The sequence below is a fragment of the Nostoc sp. LEGE 06077 genome (assembly GCF_015207705.1).
In the GTDB taxonomy this organism is placed as follows: domain Bacteria; phylum Cyanobacteriota; class Cyanobacteriia; order Cyanobacteriales; family Nostocaceae; genus Nostoc_B.
The window spans coordinates 11943-38544 of record NZ_JADEWI010000065.1 but is presented as its reverse complement, the minus strand read 5'-3'; the positions used below and the strand labels follow the sequence as shown (position 1 = coordinate 38544).

Genomic DNA, 26602 nt, shown 5'->3' with positions numbered 1-26602 from the left:
TAGATGAATTGAGGCATTTTATCTGGAAGCGTTTAGAGAAATTCAACACATCAATCGTTGCTTCTATTACAGGTTGGGATTTTATTCTTGATGCTTTATTTGCATCAGATTTTTCGTGAATTGGTATCAGAGGGTGAATGTTGAGCCTTTAAGGGTGGAGTTTCAGCCTTTTTGGTTGAACGTTGAGGTTCAAAGGGTGAATGTTGAGCCTTTGAGGTAGAAGTGTCAAGAAATTTTCTGCGTTGGGTGTTGTGGGGTATGATTTTATCTCACGCAAAGGCGCTAAGACGCAAAGAGGAATAGAAATTACAAAGGGACATTAACAAAATTCACTGTGTATGGTTCCTCTAAAGATTGTTGGGTACTAGTTTTCACGGCTGCTAAATAGCGACGCAAGGCGGACAATTGTTGGGAGTTGGGACGATAGCTGAGATTACCTTGCTTTTCAAATAAAGGTGCAGATGCGATCGCCTGATAATCTAGATTCTGGGATGAATTCAGTGTCAGCCATGCTGATTCTGGTGGCGATGGAATCAAACCTGCTGGTAATTCTCCTTCTAAAAATGCCAATAATCGCTGCTGACAAATACTGGTATTAATTCCCCTTCCTTCAAACAATTGCAGTACTTCGTTAAACGATAAACTCCGTTCTGGTAAGAGGCGCAGCAATTCTGTAAACAGAAAATAGTCGGTATACTGTTGTCTTGGTTCTTCTAAAATTTGGGGATGCAAGGGTAACATCGCCAAACCCAATGCAACTCGGCTGCAATTTGGTGCGCCATTTTCCCCTAAATACGCATCTTGCATAATCTTGGCGTTGGGGAGTTTTTGCTTGAGCCAATGATAAACAACTCCCAATGATGCAACTCCACCAGTTAAGATGGCTTGATTAATGGCTTCGGTGGGGATACCCCGCGCGACTAACAATTTATTCAGTTCCCGGTTTAGTCGGCGGACAAAGGGGACAAACACTTGACTTTCTAAGTCCCGGCGCTGCAATTCCCATCTTTGGTCTGCCAAATCCAGGGTAAAGTTTTCCTGGTGTTGCAAAATTAACTTCAAGGCGAGGGCCGATTCTAGAGCAGCCTGTCCCAACACCGAACTTTCTAACCGCTGATGCAACCGAATCCGCACACCAATATCTGGCTCTCCGGCTCGCGGTAAATCAAATTTGTCTAACCCCAAACTTTGCCATTGCATTTTGTCGATATCGGGGAAAGCTGGTTGCCAATGCCAAGGACTACTAGTATTATTTTGAGCATTGTCTGGAATATCTTTGCGTGATTGCCGATATTTAGGGGGAATTAGCAACTGACAAATAATATCTTGTTCTATTCCCTTACTGGCATAAGGAAAACTGTGCAGCATAAAATCTTGATGCGCTAATTGCAACAAATTTTCTGGGACATCAACTAACGCCATTTCCGTTGCGGTTGCGCCAATATTAATCACCAAAGTATTGCCGAGCAATGGTTCTGCGGTTTGGACAGGCTGCAAACCTTGGCGATCGCTCACTTGAATGACTTCACTGTCACTTTTATCAAATAAACTAATTAAACTGGCGATCGCTTCTTCTACAAAAAATACTTGCTGGGGATGTTGGATAATTTTGCTCGTCAGCAAAGCTTCCCGCACATTAAATCTATATTGTTCTGACCAGCTAGAAGGGCAATTGCAAATCACACCCGCTATTTGACTCACAATTGTGTGGAAAGTCGGCTGATTAATTCCCACGGCTGTAGCGACTAAACCTTGCGTGGTACTTTGGCGATCAGATTTTAACGTTAAAAGTAACTTCGAGAGCGATCGGACTACCCAAATTAATGGCCCCGCCGAAAATTCATTAAATTGCAGTACCGGTTCCCATTTTTGCGGTTCACTTTGGTAGGGAATAGCTACCTGTAAATAAGGCTTTAACTGTGCGGAACAATGGCTACTCTTTTTAGCTTGAGTTCCACCATTGGAAACGGAAGCATTCGGTAAATAAACTTCCGCAGGTAAGCGAAATGAATGTTGAAAAGACGTGCTTCCTGGGATATTTTCTGCTGACCAGTAGATAGGATACACCACCGACTGGGAGCGATTTAACAAAGCCGCAGAAATTCCTGTTGTTCCCAAATCAATCCCTAAATACCAAACCGAGTTATGCACATCGACGGTCATTTCTATCTGATTTGGGAAACTGGAACCAGTTGTGACTTCCTTTTTTTTTTCGTTGACGGGACTAAAGTTTAAATCAGCTTGCGTTTGTGGCAAGGATATCGGTGCAACTGGTGGTACAGCCGGACGCGAAAAAGCCACATTTGGCGTATGGTCTAGGGTTTGCGGATGAGGAAAAGCAACATCAGGTGGTTGACTATCCGCCAAACTGTAGACATCCCCTGACTGGTAGTTAAGTAACTCATCAAAATTAGCTAAATCTTGATTTAATTGCTGCAACTGCGATTCATTTAAAGAAATCTCTGGTAAATTTGCCGATTGCATCACCTCTGACGCAAGCAAATTCTCCTGGGGGGAAGCAGCAATATATATATCTGATAAATTATCTGATAAATTCTCCTGCACCTCATCAGTCACTGCAACTTCTGGAGTGGGTTCTGGTTCATCTAAAGTCATAGCAATTTCTGCGGGAGACAAACCAGGCCATAAATGCTCTTCACTACTGGCCTCCGCGAACAGTTCACTCAAAGAAGTAATTGTGTCAGTCTGCTCTGGCTGAACTGGATTACTTTCCCGAAGGGCGGGAGAATAGCTGAGTGTAGCGCTGGATAATTCCGGCTCTTCCTCAAAAAATAACTTTTGTTGAAAATCTGAGGATAAATCTATAAATTGCTGCGAATCAGTTGGGATGTTTGGCGGTTGACTATGAATTGGTTCAAACAACCCCGCATCTGAGTGAGTAAATATTGACTCTGGTAAGCCAACATTCCCCTCAAATAATGGTGTCAGTGCAGGATTCTCACTATGATTTAATTCGGCTAAATCTTCTGTGACACCTGGAGATGTTTTTGGTTCTTCTACAGGAGTACTGGGAGGTGTAGTGTCAGCACTGTTTGCCGAAAAATCCGGCGTTGCTTTCTCTGGAGTCGGCTCAACACTCAGTTGAGTCACAGCACTGATATTAAATAAACTGGCGTAAAGTTGATCTACCTCATCAGTATCAGTTAACTCCAGACTTTGTGGTGTTGAGTCATTGAAAATCCCGAAAGCTTCTGGGGGAGGAGTGACAACTTCAGGAGTAGGTTGTTCCCTGTCACCTGTTACCTGTTCCCTGTTACCTATCACCTGTTCCCTGTCACCTGTTACCTGTTCCCTGTTACCTGTTACCTGTTCCCTGTCACCTGTTCCCTGTTCTCTGCTGGAAGTAGGTATGAGTGGTTGCAAATTTAATAGTGGTTGGGGATCATCCGCCAATTTGTCCCAGTCTTCAAATCCTTCCAGTTCCAGAGAAGCCGGAGAATTATCCGCAGCTTGAGTCACAATACCGGTCAGTTCTAATAACATGGCATCTAAATCATTAGCCGCCATATCTGATGCAAATTCGACTTCTGGCTGTGGCAATTCTAACGCTGGATCTATAGTTTCTGGAGTGGTAATAGCTTGTGGTGGGGCAGTTTCTACAGTAACAGCATTTGGTTGACTGGGAAAAGGCGATCGCGCTGATGTTTCCTTCACCACCGCCTGGGGAATTGTCGTGGGAAGTTGCTGCAATTGCTGAGTCCAATTATTCAGGAAACTCACTAGCAACTGTTCCCCTTGCAAGCCTGTACTGTGCATTCTCGCCAGCGCTTGCGCCAAGGATTCGTGATAAGTATTGATATTGCGCTGTAGTGCTTCAAAAACAACATTCACCGTCCCATCTAGCGACAGTAAACGTTGGTCTAATTCCTTGGCAAACTGACTTAACCGTTCTACCTGTCCTGATGATTCTAATGCAGATACCTTCCCGGAGGCTGTTAGCTCTATATTATTGTGATGACTGGAACTAACAGCATGAAAATCATTCGCCACATTCGCGTTGATATGTGGTGCAACCGTGGGAACCAGGCGACTCATCAGCACCTGTAAAAATTCCCCAATAATTTGCTCTTGATTCGCTAACTGTTGACTTAAAGAGTAATTTTGTAGCCGCTTTTGCTCTAACTGTCTAATTTCCTGCATCAGTGTCGAGCGTTCTTGCAACAGTGCTGTTAACTCTGCTTGGAGTGGCTGGATTAATATCGCCAATTCACTTTTGAATTGGCTACCCAGAACGCTATTTTCTGCTGGTTCAGATTGATATGACTCTACTGAAGATGGCTGATTAACTTGTTCAGCAAATTTTGCCAACAAAGGTGATGGCTGCATCTGTCCTGTTGGCTGAGGAATATTGCCTTGTAAATCCTCTGTTTCTTTTAAATTAACCAGGAAGTTGCGAACTCGTTCTAAAACCTCTCTGGCTTCTGGCGCTTGACCAGACAGCAACTTCGGCAGTCGCTTACCATTGTTAGTTAGTAAGTTATCAATATCTGCGATCAGTTTTTGAATTTCATCAGCGCGAGAAGTCACTTTGAATTACCTTAGCTAGAACTGGATTTTAACTTGGGTGAGAAATTGACGCTTATCAAAGTTAAGAACGGTAGCAACTGCCCCTCAGACTTCTGACGGCAATTTATGATAACTAGGCCTCATCGTCATTAGCCAGAGTGCTAATTGAAGTACAAGGATACAAAAATATTCCTTAATTGTCAGCCAACTTGGCTAACTAGTACTTCATGGCGGAAATAAAACCACCATTTTCAGCAGGCTAAAAGCTCAGAAAACAAGCACTCTTTCTTTTTATTACTTGTGCCTTCTGACAAAGTTAGGCGGGACGGAAACCGACACCGCCTACTTTGCGCTTTTTACTTTTGCTTTTTTGTAACTATGCACTTTGAACTTTTACCATACAGGCGATGTTACAGGCTCTGGGACTTCACAATCAAAAACATAAAAAAATGCAACAAATCGCCCAGGAGTCTGGAAATAACTGGCATCTGATCACAGACACCACATCGACAAGGCAAATTCCCTCCACTTTACATCCACACGCGCCATTAATCTAGCGAAGGAGTCCAGGAATGGCAAGTTAGCTAGGACACAAAAAATGATCCCCATGACTTACGCATCAAGCTTAGAGGGGGTGAGGGGATAAGGGAATAAGGGTGTATGGGTGTATAGAAAACCCAAACAATAATATAGTTAGCTAGTTCGGACTTCATCGCACGCATTCAATCTTTTACTTACACCCCTAACCTTATATACCCAGCCAAGCGCAGCAAAACTTGCTCTAGCCCAAAATTTTGCGTTAGCAAAAATTAACTAGTTTGAGTATCATTAATGTGGTTTACCTATATTTTTAAGTAAATATTTTTGCAATGCAGCTAGAGTTTTCAAAATTCTTCCAGAGGCACTTAGACATTACTTACACAAGTTTTACTTTATTTAAACTACGTCAGTGAGATTGTTCTGAAAAATGCTTTTATTGTGATTTTGTTTACCTGGTTGAAGTCTGTATTGGTAAAAGTCTTGGCATTGATGGCTTAGGCTGCAATTATCACTGTTGTTTGTTTTGTGTGTAATACCTTTAATGAAGATGCCGTAATGGGAGACCGATATAGCTTGCAAGAAGAACCTATTCATCCGTGGATTAGAACGGCTCCCTTTTTTCAAGGGTTGCCAGAATCTGTTGTAGAACCAGCCCTGATCCATCTTGTGACTCGAACACACCCAGCCAATCAAGTGATTTTGTTGGAAAATGACTGGGGTGGTTCTGTATATTTTATTTTTGAAGGCTGGGTAAAAATTCGTACCTATAATTTGGAGGGAAAAGAAGTAACTCTCAATATTCTAGGTAAAGGCGAATTATTTGGTGAAATGGCAGCTTTAGATGAAGTGCCTCGTTCTACCGATGTAATTACTCTCACGACTACAGTCATTGGCAGTCTGCCATCTCAAGATTTTGTCAAGTTACTCCAAATAGAACCCTTGGCAGGTGTGAGATTATCTAAGTTGATGGCTCGGCGCTTGCGGCAAGTTAACCGTCGTCTGCGGTTGCGAGAATCTGATAGTCAATCGCGGGTAGCAGACACTTTATTATTCTTAGCAGAAGGACAGGGAAAGCGATCGCAAACAGGAACGGAAATTCCTAATTTACCTCACCGGGAATTGAGTAGTCTAAGTGGGTTGGCGCGGGAAACCGTGACAAGAGTCTTGACTAGGTTAGAAAAGAAAGGGTTAATTCAACGGGAGCAAGACACTATTTCCATTCCCGATGTGTTAGCCCTGGAAAGATTGATTGTATAAAAAATTTTCAAAATGAGTATTGTCGATTCTCTGCCCGAAGAGCCAGAGGAAAGCCCATCTTCTGAATCTCCACCACCTATCCAAGAGAAATTACCAGGAAACCATAGCAATTTACAACCTCCCCAACTAAAAGCCGCAGCACCTTTACGGATGGTAGAAACGGCATTTTTAGCCAGTACTGCCAGCTTAATTTGGTTTATTAATTTTTATTTTCCTTTGGGGCCAGTTTTGCGAATCTTCTTTCCAGTGCCGATCGCTCTAGTTTACCTGCGCTGGGGACAAAGAGCCGCATGGATGGCAGCCGTTACCTCTGGCTTGTTGTTGTCTGTACTTATGGGGCCTGTACGCAGTCTCTTATTTGTTATGCCTTATGCTTTCATGGGCGTACTCTTGGGCGCAACTTGGCATCGTCGTGTTCCCTGGATTGTGTCTATCACTTTAGCGACGCTGTTAGGTTCGTTGGGTTTCTTTTTTCGGATGTGGTTACTGTCTATATTGTCCGGAGAAGACTTATGGATTTATTTAATTAACCAAGTTACAGAAATTACCGAGTGGATATTTCTCAAGCTCGGATTATTAAACAGTCCCAGTGTATTTTTGATTCAAATCGGGGCGTTTGCCTTGGTTGTCATTAATAACTTTATTTATCTATTTGTGGTACACCTAGCTGCATGGCTACTACTAGATCGTTTGGGTAATCCTATTCCCCGTCCGCCCCGGTGGGTACAAGTCATGATGGATTATGAAGGGTAGAGAAGGCAGGAGGCAGAAGTCTAGAGTTTTTTAACTATTAACTATTGACTTTTGACACTTGACTCTTAATTTATGATTAGTATTTATACTCAAGTAGAACAAGGTAAAGCCTGGATTGCTAAATATCGTGGTAGTTTACCTGTGTTTGCCTGTGTTTTAGGTTTTACGGAAACTGCTTTGATTCCTGGAATTTCAGCGGCTGGACTCACGCCAGAAGATCGCAAATACACGGCTTGTGCGGATGCGGAGTTTTTATACTATGGTGCAGAACATCAACCCCAGTATTCTCTACCACCACTGACTGCGGGAGCATCACCTGTGTTGATTTCTCGTGCTGTGGTTGAAGCACTGCAAATCCCAGTTTATTTGTTTAATGCTGGATTACCGCAGTTTCCGGCTGTACCAGCAATTGATTTAGGCGGTTTGCCAGCTAGATGTTTAAGTACAGGTAAGGCGATGGATCTAGCAACAGTTCAACATTTGCTAGAACAAGGGCTGATTTGGGGCGATCGCTTGGCGGCTGAAGTTCCGCAGAGTTATGTAATTTTGAGTGAATGCGTAGTTGGCGGTACGACAACCGCTTTAGCTGTACTTACGGCTTTAGGAATAGATGCGATCGGCAAAGTTAACAGCAGTCACCCGATTTGTAACCATCAGCAAAAATGGGAAATCGTTCAAGCTGGTTTACAAAAAATCCCACCTCATTCCCATCCTCTAGAAATTGTGGCAGCCGTGGGCGATCCCATGCAAGTGGTAGTAGCGGGAATGGCGATCGCCGCTAGTCGTCGTTGTGGAGTAATACTGGCAGGTGGAACACAAATGTTAGCAGTTTACGCTTTAACTACGGCAATTTCGCAAGCACCTAACTTATTTTGGCAACCCACAGAAGTTATTGTTGGTACAACCCGCTGGGTAATAGAAGATTCCAGCGGTGGGACTGTTGATTTAGCCTTAAGCTTGGATCAAAGCAGCAAAAATCAAGGTATAGTCCCACCCTTACTATCAACGCAGCTAAGTTTTGCTAATTCCCTTTATCCACAACTCCAAGTTTACGAGCAAGGTTTTGTTAAAGAAGGTGTAGGCGCTGGAGCCGCGTGCATTACAGCCCATCTCTACCAAAATTGGCCACAATCTCAACTTTTAGCAGCTATTGAAGACCAATTCCAGCGGCTTAGTCAATTCAAAATCTAAAATCCAAAATAGTATTATCTCAAAGCAAAAATACCGGACTGAAAAAGCCCCGGTAAATTCTTAGGAATATTGACTATTGAACTATTGATGAATTCTTTCTCGGAGTAATTGTTCTTCTAATGCCGCAATCCGATTGTAGGCTGCGGTTAACTGCGCTGTTAGTCGTTGTATCTGAATTTCTGGTGTTAAAACCTTATCCCCGCCTTGACGATTCATATCTAAATAAAGGCCATCTGTCAGAACATCCTTATGTTCCAATTCTGGATTAAAACTAATTTGTCCTTTTAACTGATAAGGAAAAGTATCACTATTTTCTTGATAGTTATCTTTTGCTTGTGTTTTAACTAAGGAGCATTCTGAGAACACCTGAGCCACTTTACAATCAAGCTGCTCAATTACCTGGTAGAGGGCATCCAGTTTATGGCTCAAGTTCAGGATCTGGTTTTGTAATGGCTCCATCTAATACCCTCGTCAGTATATTTCCTCCATGTTATTCAATTTACTGGCAATGTTAAACATACTTATGAATTATTTAATTATTCAAATATTCTGTCGAAATGAGATACCTAAGTCATTCATTATCAATCTTTCTCAAATATTTTTGATGTCTCAGCAGTTAAATCCATTAAAAAATGTAAATTTAAAGTAATTTATTTTTATAGAATTACGCAAAAGTAAAAACAAAAAACTATTGATGAATAAAGCGAAAAAACCCTTTTCTCTCTAACTGAGTTCTCTAATAATTCATGGTTTTTTGACAATTGCTTTTTTAATTCAAATTTTATATCAGATAAAATTATCAAAACAGAATTCCGAGTTAGTCGCCAGAATAAGCTATGCCATGCTTTGCTAATAGAATTGAATGGGGTGTTGAATACTCCCGCTAAATTGAAAATTTAGTGGTCTAAAAAAATTGTGTATTTGCTCAGAATCCCAATTAGTTAGCGCAGCCTCTTCTAGAGAAGGGCGTAGTCTCAGTATTGATTCCAACTCCTAACTCCTGGGTTCTTCGCTATTGAATTTTGACTACCTTATCTCCCTTGTCCCTGTCTATCTCAATCTTGATTGAATCAATTCTTCATCCCTGTGGTGGCAATGCCACGAATAAATTGACGCTGACCAATCAAAAACAGTATCATGACTGGCACTGTTGCAATAGTTACTGCTGCCATCATTAAAGGCCAGTTATTAGTAAATTGCTCTTGAAATTCCGCCAAGGCTAACTGTACCGTTCTTAATTCTGGGCGGGTGGTAAATACTAAAGGCTTAAACAAATCATTCCATTCAGCAATAAAGGTGAACAAAAACAAAGTCACCAAAGCTGGACGGGCTAAAGGTAGCAATACCCGCCACAAAATCTGCAACCTGTTCGCCCCATCAATAGTTGCGGCTTCTTCCAATTCCACTGGAATTGTTTGGAAATATTGACGTAAAAGAAATATGCCAAAGCCATTGACAGCAGTTGGTAAAATTAGCGCCCCATAAGTATTAATTAAGTGTCCCCATTTCAACACCAAGAATATTGGTATAACCAAAAGCTGAAAAGGGATGACCAAAGTTGCTAAAACGACTAAAAGTATGGCTTGTCTACCACGAAATTTCAATCTCGCCAGGGCGTAACCAGCCAAAGCCGAGGTAATCAATTGAAATGCTGTAACTGCGATCGCTACTAAAGTAGAATTAGCAAAAGCCAACAGGAACTTTCCCCGCGCCCACGCATCCTGGTAATTACCTAAAGACCAACTTTTAGGCATCATATCTGGAGTCGCGCCAGAGGGAGCAAAAGATGTGAAAAATACGACCAATAGCGGTAGCAAGACAATCAATGCGCCTAGTAGCAGCACCGCTAGACTAACAATATCGCCAGATTTCTGATTCCAACTTGATTTCATCATAGGTATTTAAATAGCAGAGGCTAGAGCGAAAGTTACCATTGACTCTTGACTATTAGCTCAACACTCTGCATTTGTTTCTTTAGTACTAGAGCATCGCCCCCAGCAAAAGCTAATCTATTACATAGTGACTTGTTAAGTTAAATTAAACAACAGTGAAGATTGCCTTGAAATGTCAGGGTAAATTAAGCGTTAGTATCAAATGATTCATTTTACAGGAGTGAAGATACCATGCAGCAGTTGGCAGATGGATTAGAAATAGATTTCCACAGCGAAAAATATAAAGATGCCTATAGTCGCATTAATGCGATCGTGATTGAAGGGGAACAAGAAGCATACGAGAATTACATCAAACTAGCTGAACTGCTGCCTAATCATCATGATGATTTGATTCGCTTGTCAAAAATGGAAAGCCGCCACAAAAAAGGCTTTGAAGCTTGCGGGCGCAATTTAAAAGTTACGCCAGATTTGGAATTTGCTCAGAAGTTTTTTGCACCCCTGCACGATAACTTTAAAGTAGCCGCAGCTAAAGGTAACATTGTCACCTGTTTACTGATTCAATCTTTGATTATTGAATGTTTTGCGATCGCTGCATACAACATTTACATTCCCGTTGCCGATGATTTTGCCCGTAAAATCACTGAGGGAGTAGTCAAAGAAGAATATACCCATTTAAACTTTGGTGAAGTTTGGCTGAAAGATAACTTTGAAGCATCCAAAATGGAGCTAGAAGAAGCAAATCGCCAAAACCTACCTATAGTTTGGAAAATGCTTAATCAAGTGGCAGACGATGCCCAAGTCTTAGCAATGGAAAAAGATGCTTTAGTAGAAGACTTCATGATCCAATACGGTGAAGCTTTAAGTAATATTGGCTTCACAACCAGAGATATCATGCGCTTGTCAGCCTACGGACTTTCCGCTGCTTAAAAAAGTATGAAGGATGAAGTTATGAAGTATGAAGGTTAAACAAGCATCCAGAAGTCAGAATTTAAGAGACAGAATCAATTAGTGTGAGCTTTATTAGTCAAGAATTCAGAATGAATTCTGACTCCTCAACCCTATTTCGTCAAAAATTTAGACTACCCTGCGGAAACACCCGCCCTATGATGCCCAAAAGGCTGTAAGGCGAACACACTTCACACTTCAGACTTCACACTTTGTTGTATTTTTAAGGTTAGGTATTGTCACTTACCCACTAAATTCCACGCTTTCGACGCAGCAAACGCCTAATACAATACATGTTTGGTCTAATTGGACATCTGACTAGTTTAGAACACGCTCAAGCGGTAGCTCAACAATTGGGATACCCAGAATATGCCGATCAAGGTCTAGATTTTTGGTGCAGCGCCCCGCCCCAAATTGTTGATCACATTAAAGTTACTAGCCTGACTGGAGAGACAATCGAAGGCAAATACGTAGAATCGTGCTTTTTACCAGAAATGCTGGCGAATCGGCGGATTAAGGCGGCAACCCGGAAAATTCTCAATGCAATGGCTCATGCTCAAAAGCATGATATAGATATCACAGCTTTAGGCGGTTTTTCATCAATTATTTTTGAAAACTTTAATTTGGAGCAGTTCAGCCAAGTTCGCAACATCAAATTAGAGTTTGAACGCTTCACTACGGGCAATACACATACTGCCTACATTATCTGTCGGCAAGTAGAGGCAGCTGCAAAACAAGTAGGAATCGAACTGTCGAAAGCAACAGTGGCTATCTGTGGCGCAACTGGGGATATTGGTAGTGCAGTGACACGCTGGCTAGATGCCAAAACTGATGTTAAAGAAATTTTGCTGATCGCCCGTAACCAAGAACGCCTGCAAAATTTACAAGACGAATTGGGGCGGGGCAAAATTATGGCTTTGGATGAAGCATTACCCGAAGCTGATATTGTAGTTTGGGTGGCAAGTATGCCCAAAGGCGTGGAAATTGACCCCAAGACATTAAAACAACCTTGTCTATTGATTGATGGTGGCTATCCCAAAAATTTAGCTACGAAAATTCAACATCCTGGCGTTTATATACTCAACGGTGGCATTGTTGAGCATTCTTTAGATATTGACTGGAAAATTATGCAAATTGTCAATATGGAAGTGCCAGAACGCCAGCTATTTGCTTGTTTCGCCGAAGCTATGCTACTGGAATTTGAGAAGTTACATACGAACTTTTCTTGGGGGCGTAATCAGATTACCGTAGACAAAATGGAGCAGATTGGTCAAGCATCAGTGAAGCATGGCTTTAGACCGCTGCTGTTGTAGCAACTGCCAGGAAAAAGTAAAAAGTAAAAAGGTGCGCCACCAAAGGGGTTTCCCCATGAGCGACTTGCAAACCCGAAGGGTAAAAAAGTCTTGATCTTTTTACTGTTGCCTTTTAAATTTTTACTTCCTAAATATCCACTCCCGAACCCCTAGTTTATATGGCTACTACCGAGCGTAAACCACTACTGTTGGATTTTGAAAAGCCGTTAGCAGAACTCTCCAACCGCATTGAGCAGATTCGGCAACTTGCAGAAGAAAATGGCGTTGATGTATCTGGTGAAATTCGCAAACTAGAAGCACGCGCCACAAAACTACGTGAGGAGATTTTTAGTACTTTATCTCCGGCGCAAAGGGTGCAAGTCGCCCGTCATCCCCGTCGCCCCAGCACGCTAGATTACATTCAGGCAATCACCGATGAATGGATGGAGTTGCATGGCGATCGCTGTGGTACTGATGACCCGGCTTTAATTGCTGGTGTCGCTCGTTTAGGTGGGCAGCCAGTGGTAATGTTAGGTCAACAAAAAGGGCGTGACACTAAAGACAATATTGCGCGGAACTTCGGTATGGCGGCTCCTGGTGGTTATCGGAAAGCCATGCGGTTGATGGAACACGCCAATAAGTTTGGGATGCCAATTTTAACTTTTATCGATACACCTGGTGCTTTAGCGACAGTCGCCGCAGAACATCAAGGTGCTGGCGAAGCTATTGCTTATAATCTCCGAGAAATGTTCGGCTTAGATGTACCAATTATTTGCACAGTCATCGGTGAAGCGAGTTCTGGTGGGGCGCTGGGTATTGGCGTTTGCGATCGCCTACTGATGTTTGAACACGCTGTTTACACCGTGATTAGTCCTGAAGGCTGTGCGGCAATTCTCTGGAAAGATGCTACCAAGGCTCCCCAAGCAGCTGTTGCCTTAAAAATTACATCCAATGACTTAAAAAACTTAGGAATTATCGACCAAATTTTACCTGAACCAATTGGTGGCGCTCATTCTGATCCCCTAGAAGCTGCAACCACCCTCAAGCAAGCACTTTTAGATAACTTAGAAGAACTCAAACAGTTAACATCTCCCGAAAGACGGCAGCTGCGCTACGAAAAATTCCGCAAAATCGGTGTTTTTACAGAAATTCCCCACTAGCCAGCCAAACCTAGGTCATTAACTCAATAGCAATGTTATAATTGCCTGTGGTTCTTAAAGATTTTTAACAATCTTTTTAACCATAGGCATTTGTATTTATGATGAATCGTCTCAATTAAATGAGAGATTTGTGGAGTTTTTAGTAACTGACTGCGAGTAGACAAGCCCAATTCCCAGATGAAGACGAATTTTCATGACTGGGACATATCTTATTGGCAAAAATGCCCATACTGACAATTCAGTATAGCAATTGTCAAAAAAAATTATCGGAATTTAAGGTTACTTTAATGTAGCCAATCCGAAAGACTTAAATAATTTGGTGGCAAGGGGCTTGGAACACTGCCAAAAAAATGAGGGAAAGCATGAGTAGTAAGCAAAGACAACATGCCCTGATTACTGGGGCAAGTAGTGGAATTGGCAAAGCAACCGCGTTGGCATTTGCCAAAGCAGGCATAGATGTTGCCTTAGTCAGTCGTTCTCTAGATAAATTAGAGGCGGTAGCAACAGCAGCCAAGCAAACCGGAGTAGAAGCCAAAGCTTACGCCCTGGATTTAGCTGATTTACCGCAAGTAAAAGCAAAAATCAATGCGATCGCTCAAGATTTTGGCAATATAGATATTTTGGTAAACAATGCCGGAATAGGCTATACAGCTAATTTAAATGACACCAGCTTAGAAGACTGGCAACAAGTTATTAACATCAATCTCACCAGTGTATTTGAGTGCATCAAAGGAATTTTGCCGGGAATGCGCGATCGCGGCACAGGCACAATTATCAACGTAGCCTCAATAGCTGCCAAGCAGACCTTTGCTGGATGGGGAGCCTATTGTGTTAGCAAAGCCGGACTTCTAGCCCTTTCTCAAACCCTGGCACAAGAAGAACGCGCCCACGGTATTCGTGTTACGGCCATTTGTCCTGGTTCTGTTAACACAGAAATCTGGGACACAGAAACCGTTCACGCCAACTTTGACCGTTCAAAAATGTTAACTCCAGAAATTGTGGCACAGTCAATTCTCCACACTGTCTTATTGCCACCACAAGCAGTGATTGATGAATTGATTCTCATGCCCAATACAGGCACATTTTGAGTAATGAGTGCTGAGTACTAAGTACGGAGGAACCACTGCGTTGCTTTGGTTGCCAAAGTTGTCGCCAGTGACGTTGCTGAGTATCTCTTTGACTCATAGCAAACATCCAAAATTCAACTGAAAATTACATCATGACTATTGCTAGTTCTAACGGTTCTAATCGTTTTCAATCTCCGCTGATTCCCGATTTGGCAGATGCCATTAATACCAGACCCGATCGCAACACCCACGACGGACGACTACCGGATTTGCACCAGCCTTCTGAGGAACACATGGAGCAAATGATGGATGCCGTTAGGAACATCATAGTTGGCGTTGGTGAAGACCCTGAGCGTGAAGGACTGCTCAAGACTCCCAAGCGCGTTGCTGAGGCTATGCGCTATCTTACCAGCGGCTACAACCAATCGTTAGATGAACTTGTCAATGGTGCCATCTTCGATGAAGGTCATAACGAGATGGTATTAGTTCGAGATATTAACTTCTTTAGTCTGTGCGAACATCACATGCTGCCGTTTATGGGGAGAGCGCATGTGGCTTATATCCCTAATCAAAAAGTTGTCGGTTTAAGTAAGTTAGCCCGGATTGTGGAAATGTATTCCCGACGTTTGCAAGTTCAAGAACGCTTAACTCGCCAAATCGCCGAAGCGATTCAGACGATTTTGGAACCTCAAGGTGTAGCAGTAGTCATGGAAGCTTCTCATATGTGTATGGTTATGCGAGGTGTCCAAAAGCCTGGTTCATGGACTGTTACCAGTGCCATGTTGGGCGTATTCCACGACGAGCAAAAAACCCGCGAAGAATTCTTTAACTTGATTCGTCATCAACCAAGCTTCTTTTAGAAGTAACGCGATGTGCGAGTTATTTTTAAAACCCCACTTCCATTCCTCTCCCCGCAACGGCTACGGTGTAAACACAAATGTTCGTTAAGTGCATCTGTCCCGCCTCGGAATTCATTCCGAGTCTCATAGCGCAAGTCATCTTCAGATGACTCAACTAAAAATATATTCCAGTCCACGTTTTGTGGACTTTGGCCATGAGCTTGGAAATTTAGTTCTAGGCGGGATACGGTTTCAGACTGCAAATTTTCGACTTGTATGTACACGGTAGCCTCGCAACGAAAAGAGGCTTTGATTCTTGCTTCCCTTGTAGGGAAGGGGCTGGGCGTTAGGTTTGAGATAAAGTTGCACATGGCGTGAAGTGTGAAGTACGAAGTAGGAAAAATAAAATTTCATACTTCCTACTTCATCTTTAAGGCTTAAGCTTGGCAAATAGGAGTGCTACCTTGTGTAAATCTTTATCTCCTGGTTGAATTTCGACACCGCTGGATAAATCTATACCATCAGGATTGACTTGGCTTAAAGCTGCTAAGACATTCTCTGGTGTTAATCCTCCAGCTAAAAACCACGGGCTACCGGGGGTAAATTTTTCTAACATTGCCCAATCTAAAGTTTGGCCTGTACCGCCTAACTGTTGGGGATGATAGGCATCAAGTAGTAAAGTGTCTACATATTCAGCATAAATTGATGCTTGTGCGAGATGGTCAAAACTTTTTATCCTCAGTGCTTTGAGAATTTCTACATTGGGGATTTTTTGACGCACTTGGTGGCAAAATTCTGGTGATTCATCTCCGTGTAACTGCACCCCAGTTAAACCAGAATCATTAACTATCTGACTAATCTCCTCTATTGGAGCGTTAGCAAACACGCCAATTGTATCAATGCCATCTGGTAGCTGTGACACAGCTGCCCTAATTTGTGTTGACGTTACGTAACGCGGTGAGGTAGGTACACAAATAAATCCTAAAGCCGTTGCGCCTAAAGATGCGATCGCTTTAGCTTGTTGTGGTTGAGTGATGCCGCAGATTTTAACCCGCATATAGTTCTAAAGAGCGAATTTTTGCTAACAATCTCTGGTTCCTTACTCAGTAATTCTATAATTTTGAAGGTTTTATGAATTTTGTCATTTAGGAGACAGAACCTTGATGTTATCAAATTTACTGGCAGCAGCCGCTACTGTTCCCGCAACTCCTGCATGGACTCCCACCGTGGGAATCATTATTAGCATTAGCAGCGTGATTATTCTTTTGTTATCTACCAGAATCGAAAAACCCCAGGTTGGGCCTAAATTACCAGGGTTGCCAGTTAGTGTTCCCACCTTTATCGCGGCGATGGCTTTTGGTCATATCATCGGTATCGGCATCGTTTTAGGACTGACTAATATTGGTCGTCTATAAATTACAAGATGACACAGAAGTGAGATTCTCAATCAATCTCCTACTCTGAAACTCATTCTGGTTCTTTCTCCAGCAATGCAACACTCAAGTTTAGCCCAGTTGGATTTTGCTATTTTTGTTACCTTAAAGACAGATTTCATCGCAAATTCATCATGACAGCTAAATTTATGGTTCTTATCTGGAGAGAGAACCATGCAATTGGAAAAATCGGGTGTTTAGGCAACGGTAAACAAGTAGATGCAACATAAACTACCTCAAATAATGTGGTTAGCATCAGCAGCGATCGCACTATTAGTAAGTGGTTGCGAGGAAATGCTAAAATACGCACCACCGTTGCCCAGTATTGAATTACCATCAAACCAACCACCACCGCCGGTAATTTCTGCTGAATCTGCCAAAATTGCAGACATGGAAGCCTCAGTTCGCCAAGGTATCAACCAAGTGCGACAGCAAAACGGACTTCAGCCTCTACAAAATAATGAAAAACTCACCCAAGTAGCCCGCAACTACAGCCGTCAGATGGCACAGAAAAAATTCTTTAGTCACACTGGCGCAGATGGTAGTACCTTACGAGACAGAGTAAGTGCAGGCAGAATCAATTATTGGATGGTGGGGGAAAACTTATTTACATCTACGAATGTGCCACAACCTGTAACAGCCGCCATCAAAGGTTGGATGAATAGCCCTGGACACCGAGCCAATATTCTGCGTCCAGTATTCCAAGAAACAGGTGTGGGCATCTGGCGAGTGGGTAATACATACTACATGACTCAGTTATTTTTGCGACAATAATTTCTACCCTACTGTCACCTTTTATCTGTCACCTGTCACTGGATAGGTGCAGCGATCGCCAATTCAATCTAAACTACAAGTGTAGTATTATGGCGGGAAGTTCTTGTGAAAGCTAGATGGATTATTACAGCAGCTTCAGCCGCACTATTTTTTGGTGGTAGCTTGTTCACATCGCTACGCGACCCTTGGTTTCAAAATCTGCAACGTCCTAGTTGGTTGACCTTTGAGTTTCTCATTCCTTTTATTTGGACGTTCATTTGGGTTTGTATCACAATTTCTGCAATCATTGTGTGGGAGAAAAGCAGTAAGAAAGGTTCTCGTCCTTGGGGTTTACTGGTAGTTTATGGGGCGATCGCGTTACTCACATCGCTTTATAGTCCCGTAGTCGTAGAACTTCGCAGTTTGACTGGGGGGATAATTGTGGGCGGTTTAGCAACAGCGTTGGTGTACATTTTGGCCTTTGTTGTCAAGCCCATTTCACAAACTGCTTCATGGCTATTTCTGCCTTACGCATTGTGGGGGCCTTTCGGCACTTATTTAACTTGGTTATTACTACAACTCAATAGCCCCATCAACCCATAATGAAACGACTGATTCCCTATTGCTCACTTTATTTAACTTTGCTATTAACGGGATGTATTGCCAATAGAGATGGTAAAAATCCTCTAGCTACAGCAACACTCAATCCAGCAGCACCAATCAATAATCAAGATGTAAATTACATCACTCAGGTTGTGCAACAAGTAGGGTCAGCAGTGGTACGCATCAATTCAACGCGAATTGTGGCTGTATCTCCCCAAGATTCTTATTTAGGGCGTTTTTTTGGTGAACAGAGTAGAGAAGAAATACAGCGCGGAATTGGCTCAGGATTTATTATCAGTACTGATGGGATTATTTTGACTAACGCCCATGTAGTAGCAGATGCAGATAACGTTTCAGTGGTGTTAAAAGATGGTCGTAGCCTGCAAGGTAAGGTCGTAGGCGTTGACAGAGTAACTGATGTGGCGGTGGTGCGAATTAAAGGTACAGGATTGCCGACAATTAAGTTAGGTAACTCAGATAATTTGTTACCGGGGCAATGGGCGATCGCCATCGGTAATCCTTTAGGATTAGATAATACAGTCACCCAGGGAATTATCAGTGCTACTCAGCGTTCTGTTGCTGATTTAGGAGTACCCACCGAACGCGTCGATTTTATTCAAACTGATGCAGCCATTAACCCTGGTAATTCTGGCGGCCCCTTGCTCAACGCTCAAGGCGAAGTAATTGGGATGAATACTGCTATCATCCAAGGAGCGCAAGGATTAGGCTTTGCAATTCCCATCAAAACAGCCCAAAGAATCGCCAATGAATTAATTGCTAAAGGACGAGTAGATCATCCTTATGTTGGCATCCAAATGGGTGAGTTAACGCCTGATTTACGCAGCAAAATTAATCAGAGTGATACAGGGTTAAAAGTTAATCAAGATACAGGTGTGATTATTTTAGGAGTCGCCCCAAACTCTCCCGCTTCCCGTGCGGGGTTACGTCCGGGCGACATTATAGACAGTATTAATGGTGTCGCTATTCAAGATATCCGCCAAGTGCAACAACTGGTAGAAACCACCAAAGTCGGCGATATGATGCAAATTACCATCAATCGTAACGGCAAAAAGCAAGCGATCGCCATTCGCACAGTTGCTTTACCTGCAAGAGACATTAGTTGAAGAATTCAGAACCTTAATTATTGATTTTTTTAATATCTCCATAGGCGCGATAAAAGCCACCTCTCGCTGACTCTCGGACTTCTTGAACAAGATAGCGATCGCCTGCTTGGCGAATATCTTTGGGAAACTGCACGTTCCAGTTAAAATTGTATCCTGGGGAAATAACTCTGACGCGCAATTGACCACCATCTGGAAAACACTCGACAATTACCCCAGTACTTGTATCTGTCGTGGTTTCGAGAACAGTAGAAGGTGTGGCTCCTTCAGTTTTTGGTGCTTTAATAATAGTTGCTTCGGGAATTGTACCAGCTTGAGCAGAAGCGATCGCACTTTCACTAGCATCGATACAAGCTAAAGCACCATCGGTAGTGACAATATAAATCCGAGAGTCGCAAAACTGCATCGATAAAGCAGAACCACAACCAGTCCCTAACTTCCACAGTCTTTCACCCGCTTGGTTAAAGCAGTAAATCGAAGAATTATTGTCCCCAGCAAACACATATTTACCATCTTGTGCAGTGGCGCAAGAATACACTGAAGCATCACACTTATATATTGTGAGTGGCTGACCCTGCTTGCTAAAACTGTAAATTTTGCGATCGCTTGCACCTGCGTAAACTGCGGATGTTTCTTGCCAACCAAATAGCACACTCCCGCCAGTTTTTTGATGCCAAACCATTCGACCTTCTTGATTATCATACATAGTCACGCCTTGACTATGACCGTGATAAATCCCCGCTTCATCACAGCGAACCATCCAGCCAGAACTACCTTGACTTAATCGCGTCCATTGTGATTCATCATCATGATCTATTGTTGTCACACCACCATTAGCATCTGAGACAGCCAATAAACCATCTTTAATATCTAGCCAGAAAATATCCACATTTTCATCAATTTTGTAAGCGACACGGGGTAACTTACCAGTTAAATCATAGACATTGCCATCATCACAGCCAGCGTAAATCCAGATATCATCAGCTACCAAACATTTAACCCCATCAGGTAACTTAAATTGATTGCTGACTTTACCTTGATGGTTCAAAGCAAAAACTTGACCAGCTTGATTACCTAACCAGCAGCGGTTAGCATCAATGAAAATCCCAAAAGCAGCTGAATTAGCCGCAAATTTCCACAAAATGGGCGCTTGCTTGGAGGTTGAAACAGTACTTGCAACTTCGCGGCGAGTCACAGAACGCTTTTGACGCACACCCATCACAGCATTTTCATAGCCTTTTTTCAGCTTTTCGTTAATTTTTTTGGCCGCTTCCGTCTGTGCTTTTTCTGGTGTCGGGTAAGTTTTTGTTTGCGTCTGTCCTGCGTCACCGATGCGACCGTAGCGAATGCTTACTTGGGTATCTTCAATGATAACCTCATAAAACTTGTGGGAACTTCCGCCATCTTCTGATAACTCTAAGTATGTTATTTCTTTAGTCATGACATTTGCTCGTGAGAACTGAATGTAAATGTTCGCAGTGGTATACAAATCACTTGACCATCCTTAATCGGTTCTAACTATTACCAAGGTCATGTGTCTATAAGCTTTGATTGTTTCAGCGAAATTAGCGCTTGGAACCTGGGTTTATACAGGTAAAACTCGTTTGTATGGGTTGAAGATTTTTGTATTTCTAGAATTAGATATCTCCTGAAAACTTAGAACTTAAAGGATTTTCGCCAAACTACTGAGTCTTTCATAAACCGGAATCAGGCGATCGCCTTCTATTTCCACAGTATTATCTGGATAATGACGAATTGCGCCCAGCAGTGTGATTTCCCCATCTTCTTGAATAGATTTACTCAAAGAAGTTTGTAGCGCCTGTGCATCTAAATCTGCCGCAGGTGGATGAACTACATCACCAATTTGAGAAAGTAAAATTGGCCCTGTCCAGCCAGATAACAAACTATCTAAATAAGCAGGTTCAGCTTTTATACCTGCGACTAGTGCTTTCCGCGCTACAGCAGGGTCTTGTTTAGATACCTGCAAATAAGTTCTGAGTGTCGGGGTAGTCTTCCCTGTTTGCACAAACGCATTCAATTCCGCCACAGAAACAGGCCCTTGAAAGCTACCATATTTTAAAATTACCTGTTCAGCCGCATTAGCACTAGCATGAAACAGCAAAACACTAGCACCTAACCCCAAAGCTACTGTCTGACTGAATAATTTACTAAATTTCCCGTTGGTTAATTGATTCCAAAATTTAAAAATCTGCATTACATTTAACTTCCTAGTGGTGTGGAGCGTACACGGGTTTCAAATATCTAAGCTTGCTGATTACGACAACATACTTACTAGGTTATCTAAATAGATTCAGTTTGGGGAATCTGCTGAGATATGACCAGCGATAGAAATTAAAATATCCAAATGAGTAGGGTGGGCATAATTATGCCCACCCTTGAGCCCGTAAATTATATGTTTAACAGCTTACGAGTGAGGTTCTCCTAGCAACACAATTGAGCATTTCAATGCTCTTAAAATTTGGGTTGTGACTTGGCTAACGGCTAAACCGCCTGCTGTGCGATAGCGAACAGAACGCAACACCGCTAAATCAAAAGCTTGAGCTTCTCGAATGATGACTCTAGCAATATCATCGCCTTTAATTGTCTGGATATTTGTCTTCACCTGCAACTGACTTTTAGTCACAATTTCCGACAATTGAGATGTAAATTTTTCCACTAAAGCTGGGGGAGTTTTGCGATCGCTCACATGTAACAATACTACCTCTGCCTGATTCACATCAGCTAAAATTTGGGCGAACCTAACAGCACCTATAGTTTGTCGTGTCAAGTCACCCACCGGTACCAGAATTCTTTGGATGGTTGTTGGACTACTCAATAAACGTGTAACCGCCACTGGACAATGTGCAGACCAAAATACACTATCCAGTACACTACCAAACAAACGAGCGCGGAAGCCTGTATTCTGTGACCAACCCATCACCACTAAATTAGCGTTGCGTTCCCGACTCGCACGACTAATTCCTAAAGCTGCATCATCATCAATGCGAATTGCTGGCGCAACTTCTACATCAAATTCTTGGCTAATTTCTTTAGCCAACTTCAATCTTTTTTGACTCTGTTCAAGTGCTGTCACTAATTGCGGATCATCCATCTGAATCAGAGCTTTGGTAATAGCTAAAGGTACAATTCTTCCCGATTCATGACGCGCCAATAATGCAGCCATTTCTATTAAATAACGCTGGGTTTGCGGATTATAAATTGGTACAACTACAGTGAATTGCTGTTGTTCTTCGTCTATCTCAGTTTCATGACTTTCCCACCAGGTTGAGAGACTATCCGTGGACAAATCTGCTTCGCTCACTTGTAAAGCAGTGGCAAATCTAGAAGTAATCACTGGCCCTAAGATTGCCGTCACCAGCATCAGCACAATCACACTATTTAAAACACCTTCATTAATTAATCTTTCTCCCGCCGGGTTAACAGTTTGATAAGCCACCAATGCCGCAGCCAGTGTCGCTGCTACTTGAGGTAAAGACAAAGACCACATTGTCAGCATTTCGGCTGTATTGTAGCGGTAAAATAATTTAGCTAAAAATGCCGCAATAAATTTGCTCCCAATCAAAGCTACGACAATTACCACCGTCAACCAAACAGAACTGAGAGTTTTCAGAAATGCCGGAATATCAATTAATAACCCCATATCCACAAAGAAACATGGGATAAATAAAACACTACCAATAAACTCAATTTTTTCTTTAACTGGGCTACGTCCTAGAACATCATTAACTGCTAAACCTGCTAAAAATGCCCCAACAATTTTCTCAACACCAATAACTTGCGCTCCCACTGAAGCCAAAAATAATGCTAATAGAATAAACAAAAACTGATTACTTTGCTCATCTCCAGAACGCCGAAAAAATTCCTTCCCTGCCCAGTCAAAACCAAATAAAACAACAACAGAATAAATTGCTAATCCACCCAATAAGGTAGCTAAACTCAGGGCAGAAAATTCTCCCCCATGAATGCCCACACAAATTGCTAATACTAACAAAGCACCAGTATCGGTAAAAATTGTTGCCCCAATTGTCACAGTCACAGCTTCATTTGTGACTACTCCCAAACGACTCACAATTGGATATGCTAACAAAGTATGGGATGCCAACAAAGAACCAATTAAAAAAGAAGCATTCCAACTAAAATTGAATAAACGACCGACACAAATCCCAGCTATTAATGGAACTAAAAAAGTTAATGTACCAAATCCAATTGAGCGATTTTTAGTTTTGCGAAACTGTTCTAAATCAATTTCTAATCCTGCTACGAACATCAAATAAATTTTACCAATATCCGACAGCAGTTTGATTGTATCTGATTCTGAATTTAGTAATTTTAAGCCATTTTCTCCTAAAATGACACCTGCTATTAGCAAACCCACTAATCCAGGCAACCGCAATTTCTCAAATATTGGTGGTACCGCAAAAATTACGGTCAGGAGAATAGTAAAAGCAACTATTGGGCTTGCTACTAAAGATTGAATTGCCATTGGTGAAGTAAGTTTTTTTTAGGGAAAATTGTATATGCTGAATTTGTTTAGCTCAGTAAAATTTAATTTTCAACATTAAGCCTTCCCATTTGTATCTTAAAAATAAATTTTTTCACATCTATACAGAGATAGAGTGACATATTTTTATAACTGATCATAAAATCATTTTTATAATACCTAAATATGAAAAACAGAGGAAAAGGTGAATTACCTTACCCTCCCGCTAAAAACTTGCTCTAATTTTTGGACAAAGCTGAATATTTACTGCCAAATATAGAGCAGAACAAATAAAACAATCCAGATCACATCAACAAAGTGCCAAAACAGAGAAGTAGCATTAACTCCGAAGTGACCAGATTCGTAATTTCCAGGAATGAAAGAACGGATCAAAATTATCAATTGCAACAGGATACCTGTCAAAACGTGTAAGCCGTGGAAACCTGTTAACAGGTAGAACATTCCGCCAAAGGTGCCAGTTGTGAACCCAAAAGCCAAGTTACTCCATTCAATCGCCTGTCCTACCAAGAAGTAACTGCCCATCGCCATTGTTGCTAAAAGAAACAGGCGAAAACCCCATAAATTATGGCGTTGGAGAGCGCGTTCTGCTAAATAAATCACAAAACTACTAGCAACCAACACAACAGTATTAATGGCAGGTTCTCTAACTTCTAATCCTTCCACACCAGGCGGCAACCAGTTAGGAGTTGTCAGTTTGTAGACAATGTAACCAGCGAAAAAACTCAAGAAAATCACACTTTCCGACAATAAGAAAACAATAAAACCAAACATTTTATTGCCTTCTTCATCATGTCCATGCTCACCAGCCGGATGAGAGTGATTTTCTAACTCTTTAGGAACGATATAGCTGTCCATTGGTGAAATTCTAAATTGTGTAATCTTGCTTTAAGAACTACTTTGCGTAGCTCTGCGCTTACCTCAGCGCCCTTTTGCGTTTAAAAAATCAACTTTCAGTTGTGGGGACACACCAGACAGATGTCTGGCCAGTTTTACTTAACTGCGTCCCCTAATTAGCTTTGTCATTAATGATGACTATTAGCTTCTGCAACTAACGGTTCTGATTTGCCGTAACCATAAGGTTCAGAAATCACAATAGGAATTTCTTCAAAGTTCTCAACAGGTGGTGGTGAAGAAACTAACCACTCTAAACCAATTGCCCGCCAAGGGTTATCAGGGGCTTTCTCACCTTGCATCCAAGAAACTACCATATTGAAGATGAAAGGTAAGGTAGACATACCTAACAGAAATGCACCAAGACTCGCAATAATATTCCAGAATTCATACTCTGGCGCATAGGAAGAAACCCGACGCAACATCCCTTGTAAACCCAGTGGGTGCATGGGTAAGAAGTTGAGGTTAGTACCAATAAATGACAACCAGAAATGCAACTTACCCCAACCTTCGTAGTACATCCGCCCAGTCATTTTGGGGAACCAGTGATAAATGGCAGCGTACAAGCCCATTGTTACTGTGCCAAACAGAACATAGTGGAAGTGTCCCACGACAAAGTAGGTATTGTTAACGTGAACATCCACAGGTACAGAAGACAGCATAATCCCTGTGATGCCAGCAAAGACAAACATGATTAATCCACCCAAGGCAAATAACATGGGTGTATTCAACCGCAACTTACCGCCCCAAATTGTCGCTACCCAAGCAAATACCTTAATGCCAGTGGGTACAGAGACAAACATAGTTGTCAACATGAAAATCAACCGCATCCAAGCAGGAGTACCGCTGACATACATATGGTGTACCCAGACAATGGCGCTGACTACGGCAATTAACAGTGATGAAATGGCAACTACTTTGTAGCCGAATAAAGGTTTGCGAGAATAGACAGGGAAAATTTCGGAGAAAATGCCGAAAACAGGCAAAATGATCACATACACCGCAGGGTGGGAGTAAAACCAGAAGTAATGCTGGAACATGACGGGATTTCCGCCATTGGCTGGGTTAAAAAAGCCAGTACCTACGGTGAGGTCAAGTAACAACATTACCGCACCTGCTGTCAGTGCTGGTAAGCCAAACAATTGGATGATTTGAGCGCTGAGTACTGCCCAGACAAACAAAGGCATCCGAAAGAAGCCCATACCGGGCGCACGCATCTTGACAATGGTAGTAACAAAGTTGACAGCCCCCATAATTGAGGAGACACCAGAAATTGCCACTGCCAACAGCCATAAAACTTGACCGTTAATCAAGTTACCTGTGGGATTTTGGAGACTGACTGGTGGATAAGCCCACCAACCTGCTTGGGCGGGGCCGCCAGGAACGAAAAAACTGCCCATCAACAAAATACCGACTACAGGTACCATCCAAAAGGCGACGGCGTTGAGGCGGGGAAATGCCATATCTCGCGCCCCAATCATCAAAGGGACGAGATAGTTAGCAAAACCAACAAGTGAGGGAAATGTCCACAAGAACAGCATCACAGTGCCGTGCATAGTGAACATCCCGTTATATACGGTGCGGTCAACTAAATCAGCTTCGGGGGTAATTAATTCTCCCCGCAAGATCATGGCAAAGATACCGCCGACCAGAAAGAAGAAAAAGGCGGTCACAAGGTATTGGATACCAATTACTTTGTGGTCGGTACTAAAGCTGAAGTATTGTTTCCAGCCTCCTGGAGATTCATGCTGAGGTTTCCCAACCGGGAGGTTGAGACTATCAATAGGGACGTTAGTCATTGTTCTTTTGAAAAAAC

Annotated in this window: 22 protein-coding genes; 12 read left to right on the top strand and 10 right to left on the bottom strand. The window is 42.3% G+C overall.

Annotated features, from left to right (window positions below):
- Positions 1–306: 306 nt before the first annotated feature.
- Entirely contained in the window at positions 307–4548 is a 4242-nt protein-coding gene (locus IQ244_RS27405; protein WP_193899851.1) for a hypothetical protein, read from the bottom strand.
- A 1074-nt stretch (positions 4549–5622) separates the two neighbouring features.
- Here IQ244_RS27405 and IQ244_RS27400 point away from each other — a divergent pair.
- The 3 genes from IQ244_RS27400 (at position 5623) to cobT (ending at position 8268) form a co-directional block, all read left to right on the top strand.
- Positions 5623–6324, top strand: coding sequence for a Crp/Fnr family transcriptional regulator (locus IQ244_RS27400; RefSeq protein ID WP_193899850.1), 702 nt, complete (start codon positions 5623–5625; stop codon positions 6322–6324).
- A 12-nt stretch (positions 6325–6336) separates the two neighbouring features.
- Positions 6337–7077: a DUF2232 domain-containing protein gene (locus IQ244_RS27395; protein ID WP_193899849.1), complete on the top strand. Its 741-nt coding sequence runs from the start codon at positions 6337–6339 to the stop codon at positions 7075–7077.
- A gap of 72 nt (positions 7078–7149) precedes the next feature.
- On the top strand, positions 7150–8268 hold the full coding sequence (gene cobT / locus IQ244_RS27390) for a nicotinate mononucleotide-dependent phosphoribosyltransferase CobT (RefSeq protein ID WP_193899848.1): 1119 nt from the start codon (positions 7150–7152) through the stop codon (positions 8266–8268).
- An 81-nt stretch (positions 8269–8349) separates the two neighbouring features.
- Here cobT and IQ244_RS27385 read toward each other — a convergent pair whose 3' ends face one another.
- Positions 8350–8727 carry a hypothetical protein gene (locus IQ244_RS27385; protein ID WP_193899847.1) on the bottom strand — a complete coding sequence of 126 codons (378 nt, stop codon included), beginning with the start codon at positions 8725–8727 and terminating at the stop codon, positions 8350–8352.
- A 611-nt stretch (positions 8728–9338) separates the two neighbouring features.
- Positions 9339–10163, bottom strand: a complete 825-nt coding sequence (locus IQ244_RS27380) for a carbohydrate ABC transporter permease (RefSeq protein ID WP_193899846.1) — start codon at positions 10161–10163, stop codon at positions 9339–9341.
- 228 nt (positions 10164–10391) lie between these two features.
- Between IQ244_RS27380 and IQ244_RS27375 the strand changes: the two genes are divergently transcribed.
- The 5 genes from IQ244_RS27375 to folE all read left to right on the top strand — a co-directional run bounded on the left by IQ244_RS27375 (position 10392) and on the right by folE (position 15484).
- On the top strand, positions 10392–11087 hold the full coding sequence (locus tag IQ244_RS27375; RefSeq protein ID WP_193899845.1) for an aldehyde oxygenase (deformylating): 696 nt from the start codon (positions 10392–10394) through the stop codon (positions 11085–11087).
- Positions 11088–11398: 311 nt separating this feature from the next.
- Complete coding sequence (locus IQ244_RS27370; RefSeq protein WP_193899844.1) at positions 11399–12418, top strand: long-chain acyl-[acyl-carrier-protein] reductase; 1020 nt, start codon at positions 11399–11401, stop codon at positions 12416–12418.
- Positions 12419–12576: 158 nt separating this feature from the next.
- Positions 12577–13557, top strand: coding sequence for an acetyl-CoA carboxylase carboxyltransferase subunit alpha (locus IQ244_RS27365; protein WP_193899843.1), 981 nt, complete (start codon positions 12577–12579; stop codon positions 13555–13557).
- A 362-nt stretch (positions 13558–13919) separates the two neighbouring features.
- A complete protein-coding gene (locus tag IQ244_RS27360) occupies positions 13920–14645 on the top strand; it encodes an SDR family oxidoreductase (RefSeq protein ID WP_193899842.1) in 726 nt (241 codons plus the stop codon).
- A gap of 131 nt (positions 14646–14776) precedes the next feature.
- Positions 14777–15484, top strand: a complete 708-nt coding sequence (gene folE / locus IQ244_RS27355) for a GTP cyclohydrolase I FolE (RefSeq protein ID WP_193899841.1) — start codon at positions 14777–14779, stop codon at positions 15482–15484.
- Here the strand turns inward: folE and IQ244_RS27350 are convergent.
- Complete coding sequence (locus tag IQ244_RS27350) at positions 15481–15747, bottom strand: hypothetical protein (RefSeq protein WP_193899840.1); 267 nt, start codon at positions 15745–15747, stop codon at positions 15481–15483. The two genes, folE and IQ244_RS27350, sit on opposite strands and share 4 nt — an antisense overlap.
- A gap of 146 nt (positions 15748–15893) precedes the next feature.
- Positions 15894–16520: a phosphoribosylanthranilate isomerase gene (locus IQ244_RS27345; protein ID WP_193899839.1), complete on the bottom strand. Its 627-nt coding sequence runs from the start codon at positions 16518–16520 to the stop codon at positions 15894–15896.
- A 106-nt stretch (positions 16521–16626) separates the two neighbouring features.
- On the opposite strand from IQ244_RS27345, the gene psaK reads away from it, so the two are divergent.
- The 4 genes from psaK to IQ244_RS27325 all read left to right on the top strand — a co-directional run bounded on the left by psaK (position 16627) and on the right by IQ244_RS27325 (position 19376).
- The gene (gene psaK, locus IQ244_RS27340) at positions 16627–16878 is read left to right on the top strand and encodes a photosystem I reaction center subunit PsaK (protein WP_193899838.1); all 252 of its coding nucleotides are present in this window, start codon (positions 16627–16629) and stop codon (positions 16876–16878) included.
- A gap of 237 nt (positions 16879–17115) precedes the next feature.
- Positions 17116–17670 (top strand): CAP domain-containing protein, encoded by a 555-nt coding sequence (locus IQ244_RS27335; protein WP_193899837.1) that lies wholly within the window; start codon positions 17116–17118, stop codon positions 17668–17670.
- A gap of 105 nt (positions 17671–17775) precedes the next feature.
- Positions 17776–18252 (top strand): TspO/MBR family protein, encoded by a 477-nt coding sequence (locus IQ244_RS27330; RefSeq protein ID WP_193899836.1) that lies wholly within the window; start codon positions 17776–17778, stop codon positions 18250–18252.
- Entirely contained in the window at positions 18252–19376 is a 1125-nt protein-coding gene (locus IQ244_RS27325; RefSeq protein ID WP_193899835.1) for an HhoA/HhoB/HtrA family serine endopeptidase, read from the top strand. The genes IQ244_RS27330 and IQ244_RS27325 overlap by 1 nt, the downstream gene beginning before the upstream one ends.
- Positions 19377–19389: 13 nt before the next feature.
- On the opposite strand, the gene IQ244_RS27320 is transcribed toward IQ244_RS27325, so the two are convergent.
- From IQ244_RS27320 to ctaD, 5 genes are all read right to left on the bottom strand, one after another.
- On the bottom strand, positions 19390–20814 hold the full coding sequence (locus IQ244_RS27320) for a WGR domain-containing protein (RefSeq protein WP_193899834.1): 1425 nt from the start codon (positions 20812–20814) through the stop codon (positions 19390–19392).
- A 222-nt stretch (positions 20815–21036) separates the two neighbouring features.
- Positions 21037–21588 carry an alpha/beta hydrolase gene (locus IQ244_RS27315; RefSeq protein WP_193899833.1) on the bottom strand — a complete coding sequence of 184 codons (552 nt, stop codon included), beginning with the start codon at positions 21586–21588 and terminating at the stop codon, positions 21037–21039.
- A gap of 210 nt (positions 21589–21798) precedes the next feature.
- A complete protein-coding gene (locus tag IQ244_RS27310) occupies positions 21799–23877 on the bottom strand; it encodes a cation:proton antiporter (RefSeq protein ID WP_193899832.1) in 2079 nt (692 codons plus the stop codon).
- A 261-nt stretch (positions 23878–24138) separates the two neighbouring features.
- A complete protein-coding gene (locus tag IQ244_RS27305; RefSeq protein ID WP_193899831.1) occupies positions 24139–24750 on the bottom strand; it encodes a cytochrome c oxidase subunit 3 in 612 nt (203 codons plus the stop codon).
- Positions 24751–24917: 167 nt separating this feature from the next.
- Positions 24918–26585, bottom strand: coding sequence for a cytochrome c oxidase subunit I (gene ctaD / locus IQ244_RS27300; protein ID WP_193899830.1), 1668 nt, complete (start codon positions 26583–26585; stop codon positions 24918–24920).
- Positions 26586–26602 lie beyond the last annotated feature (17 nt).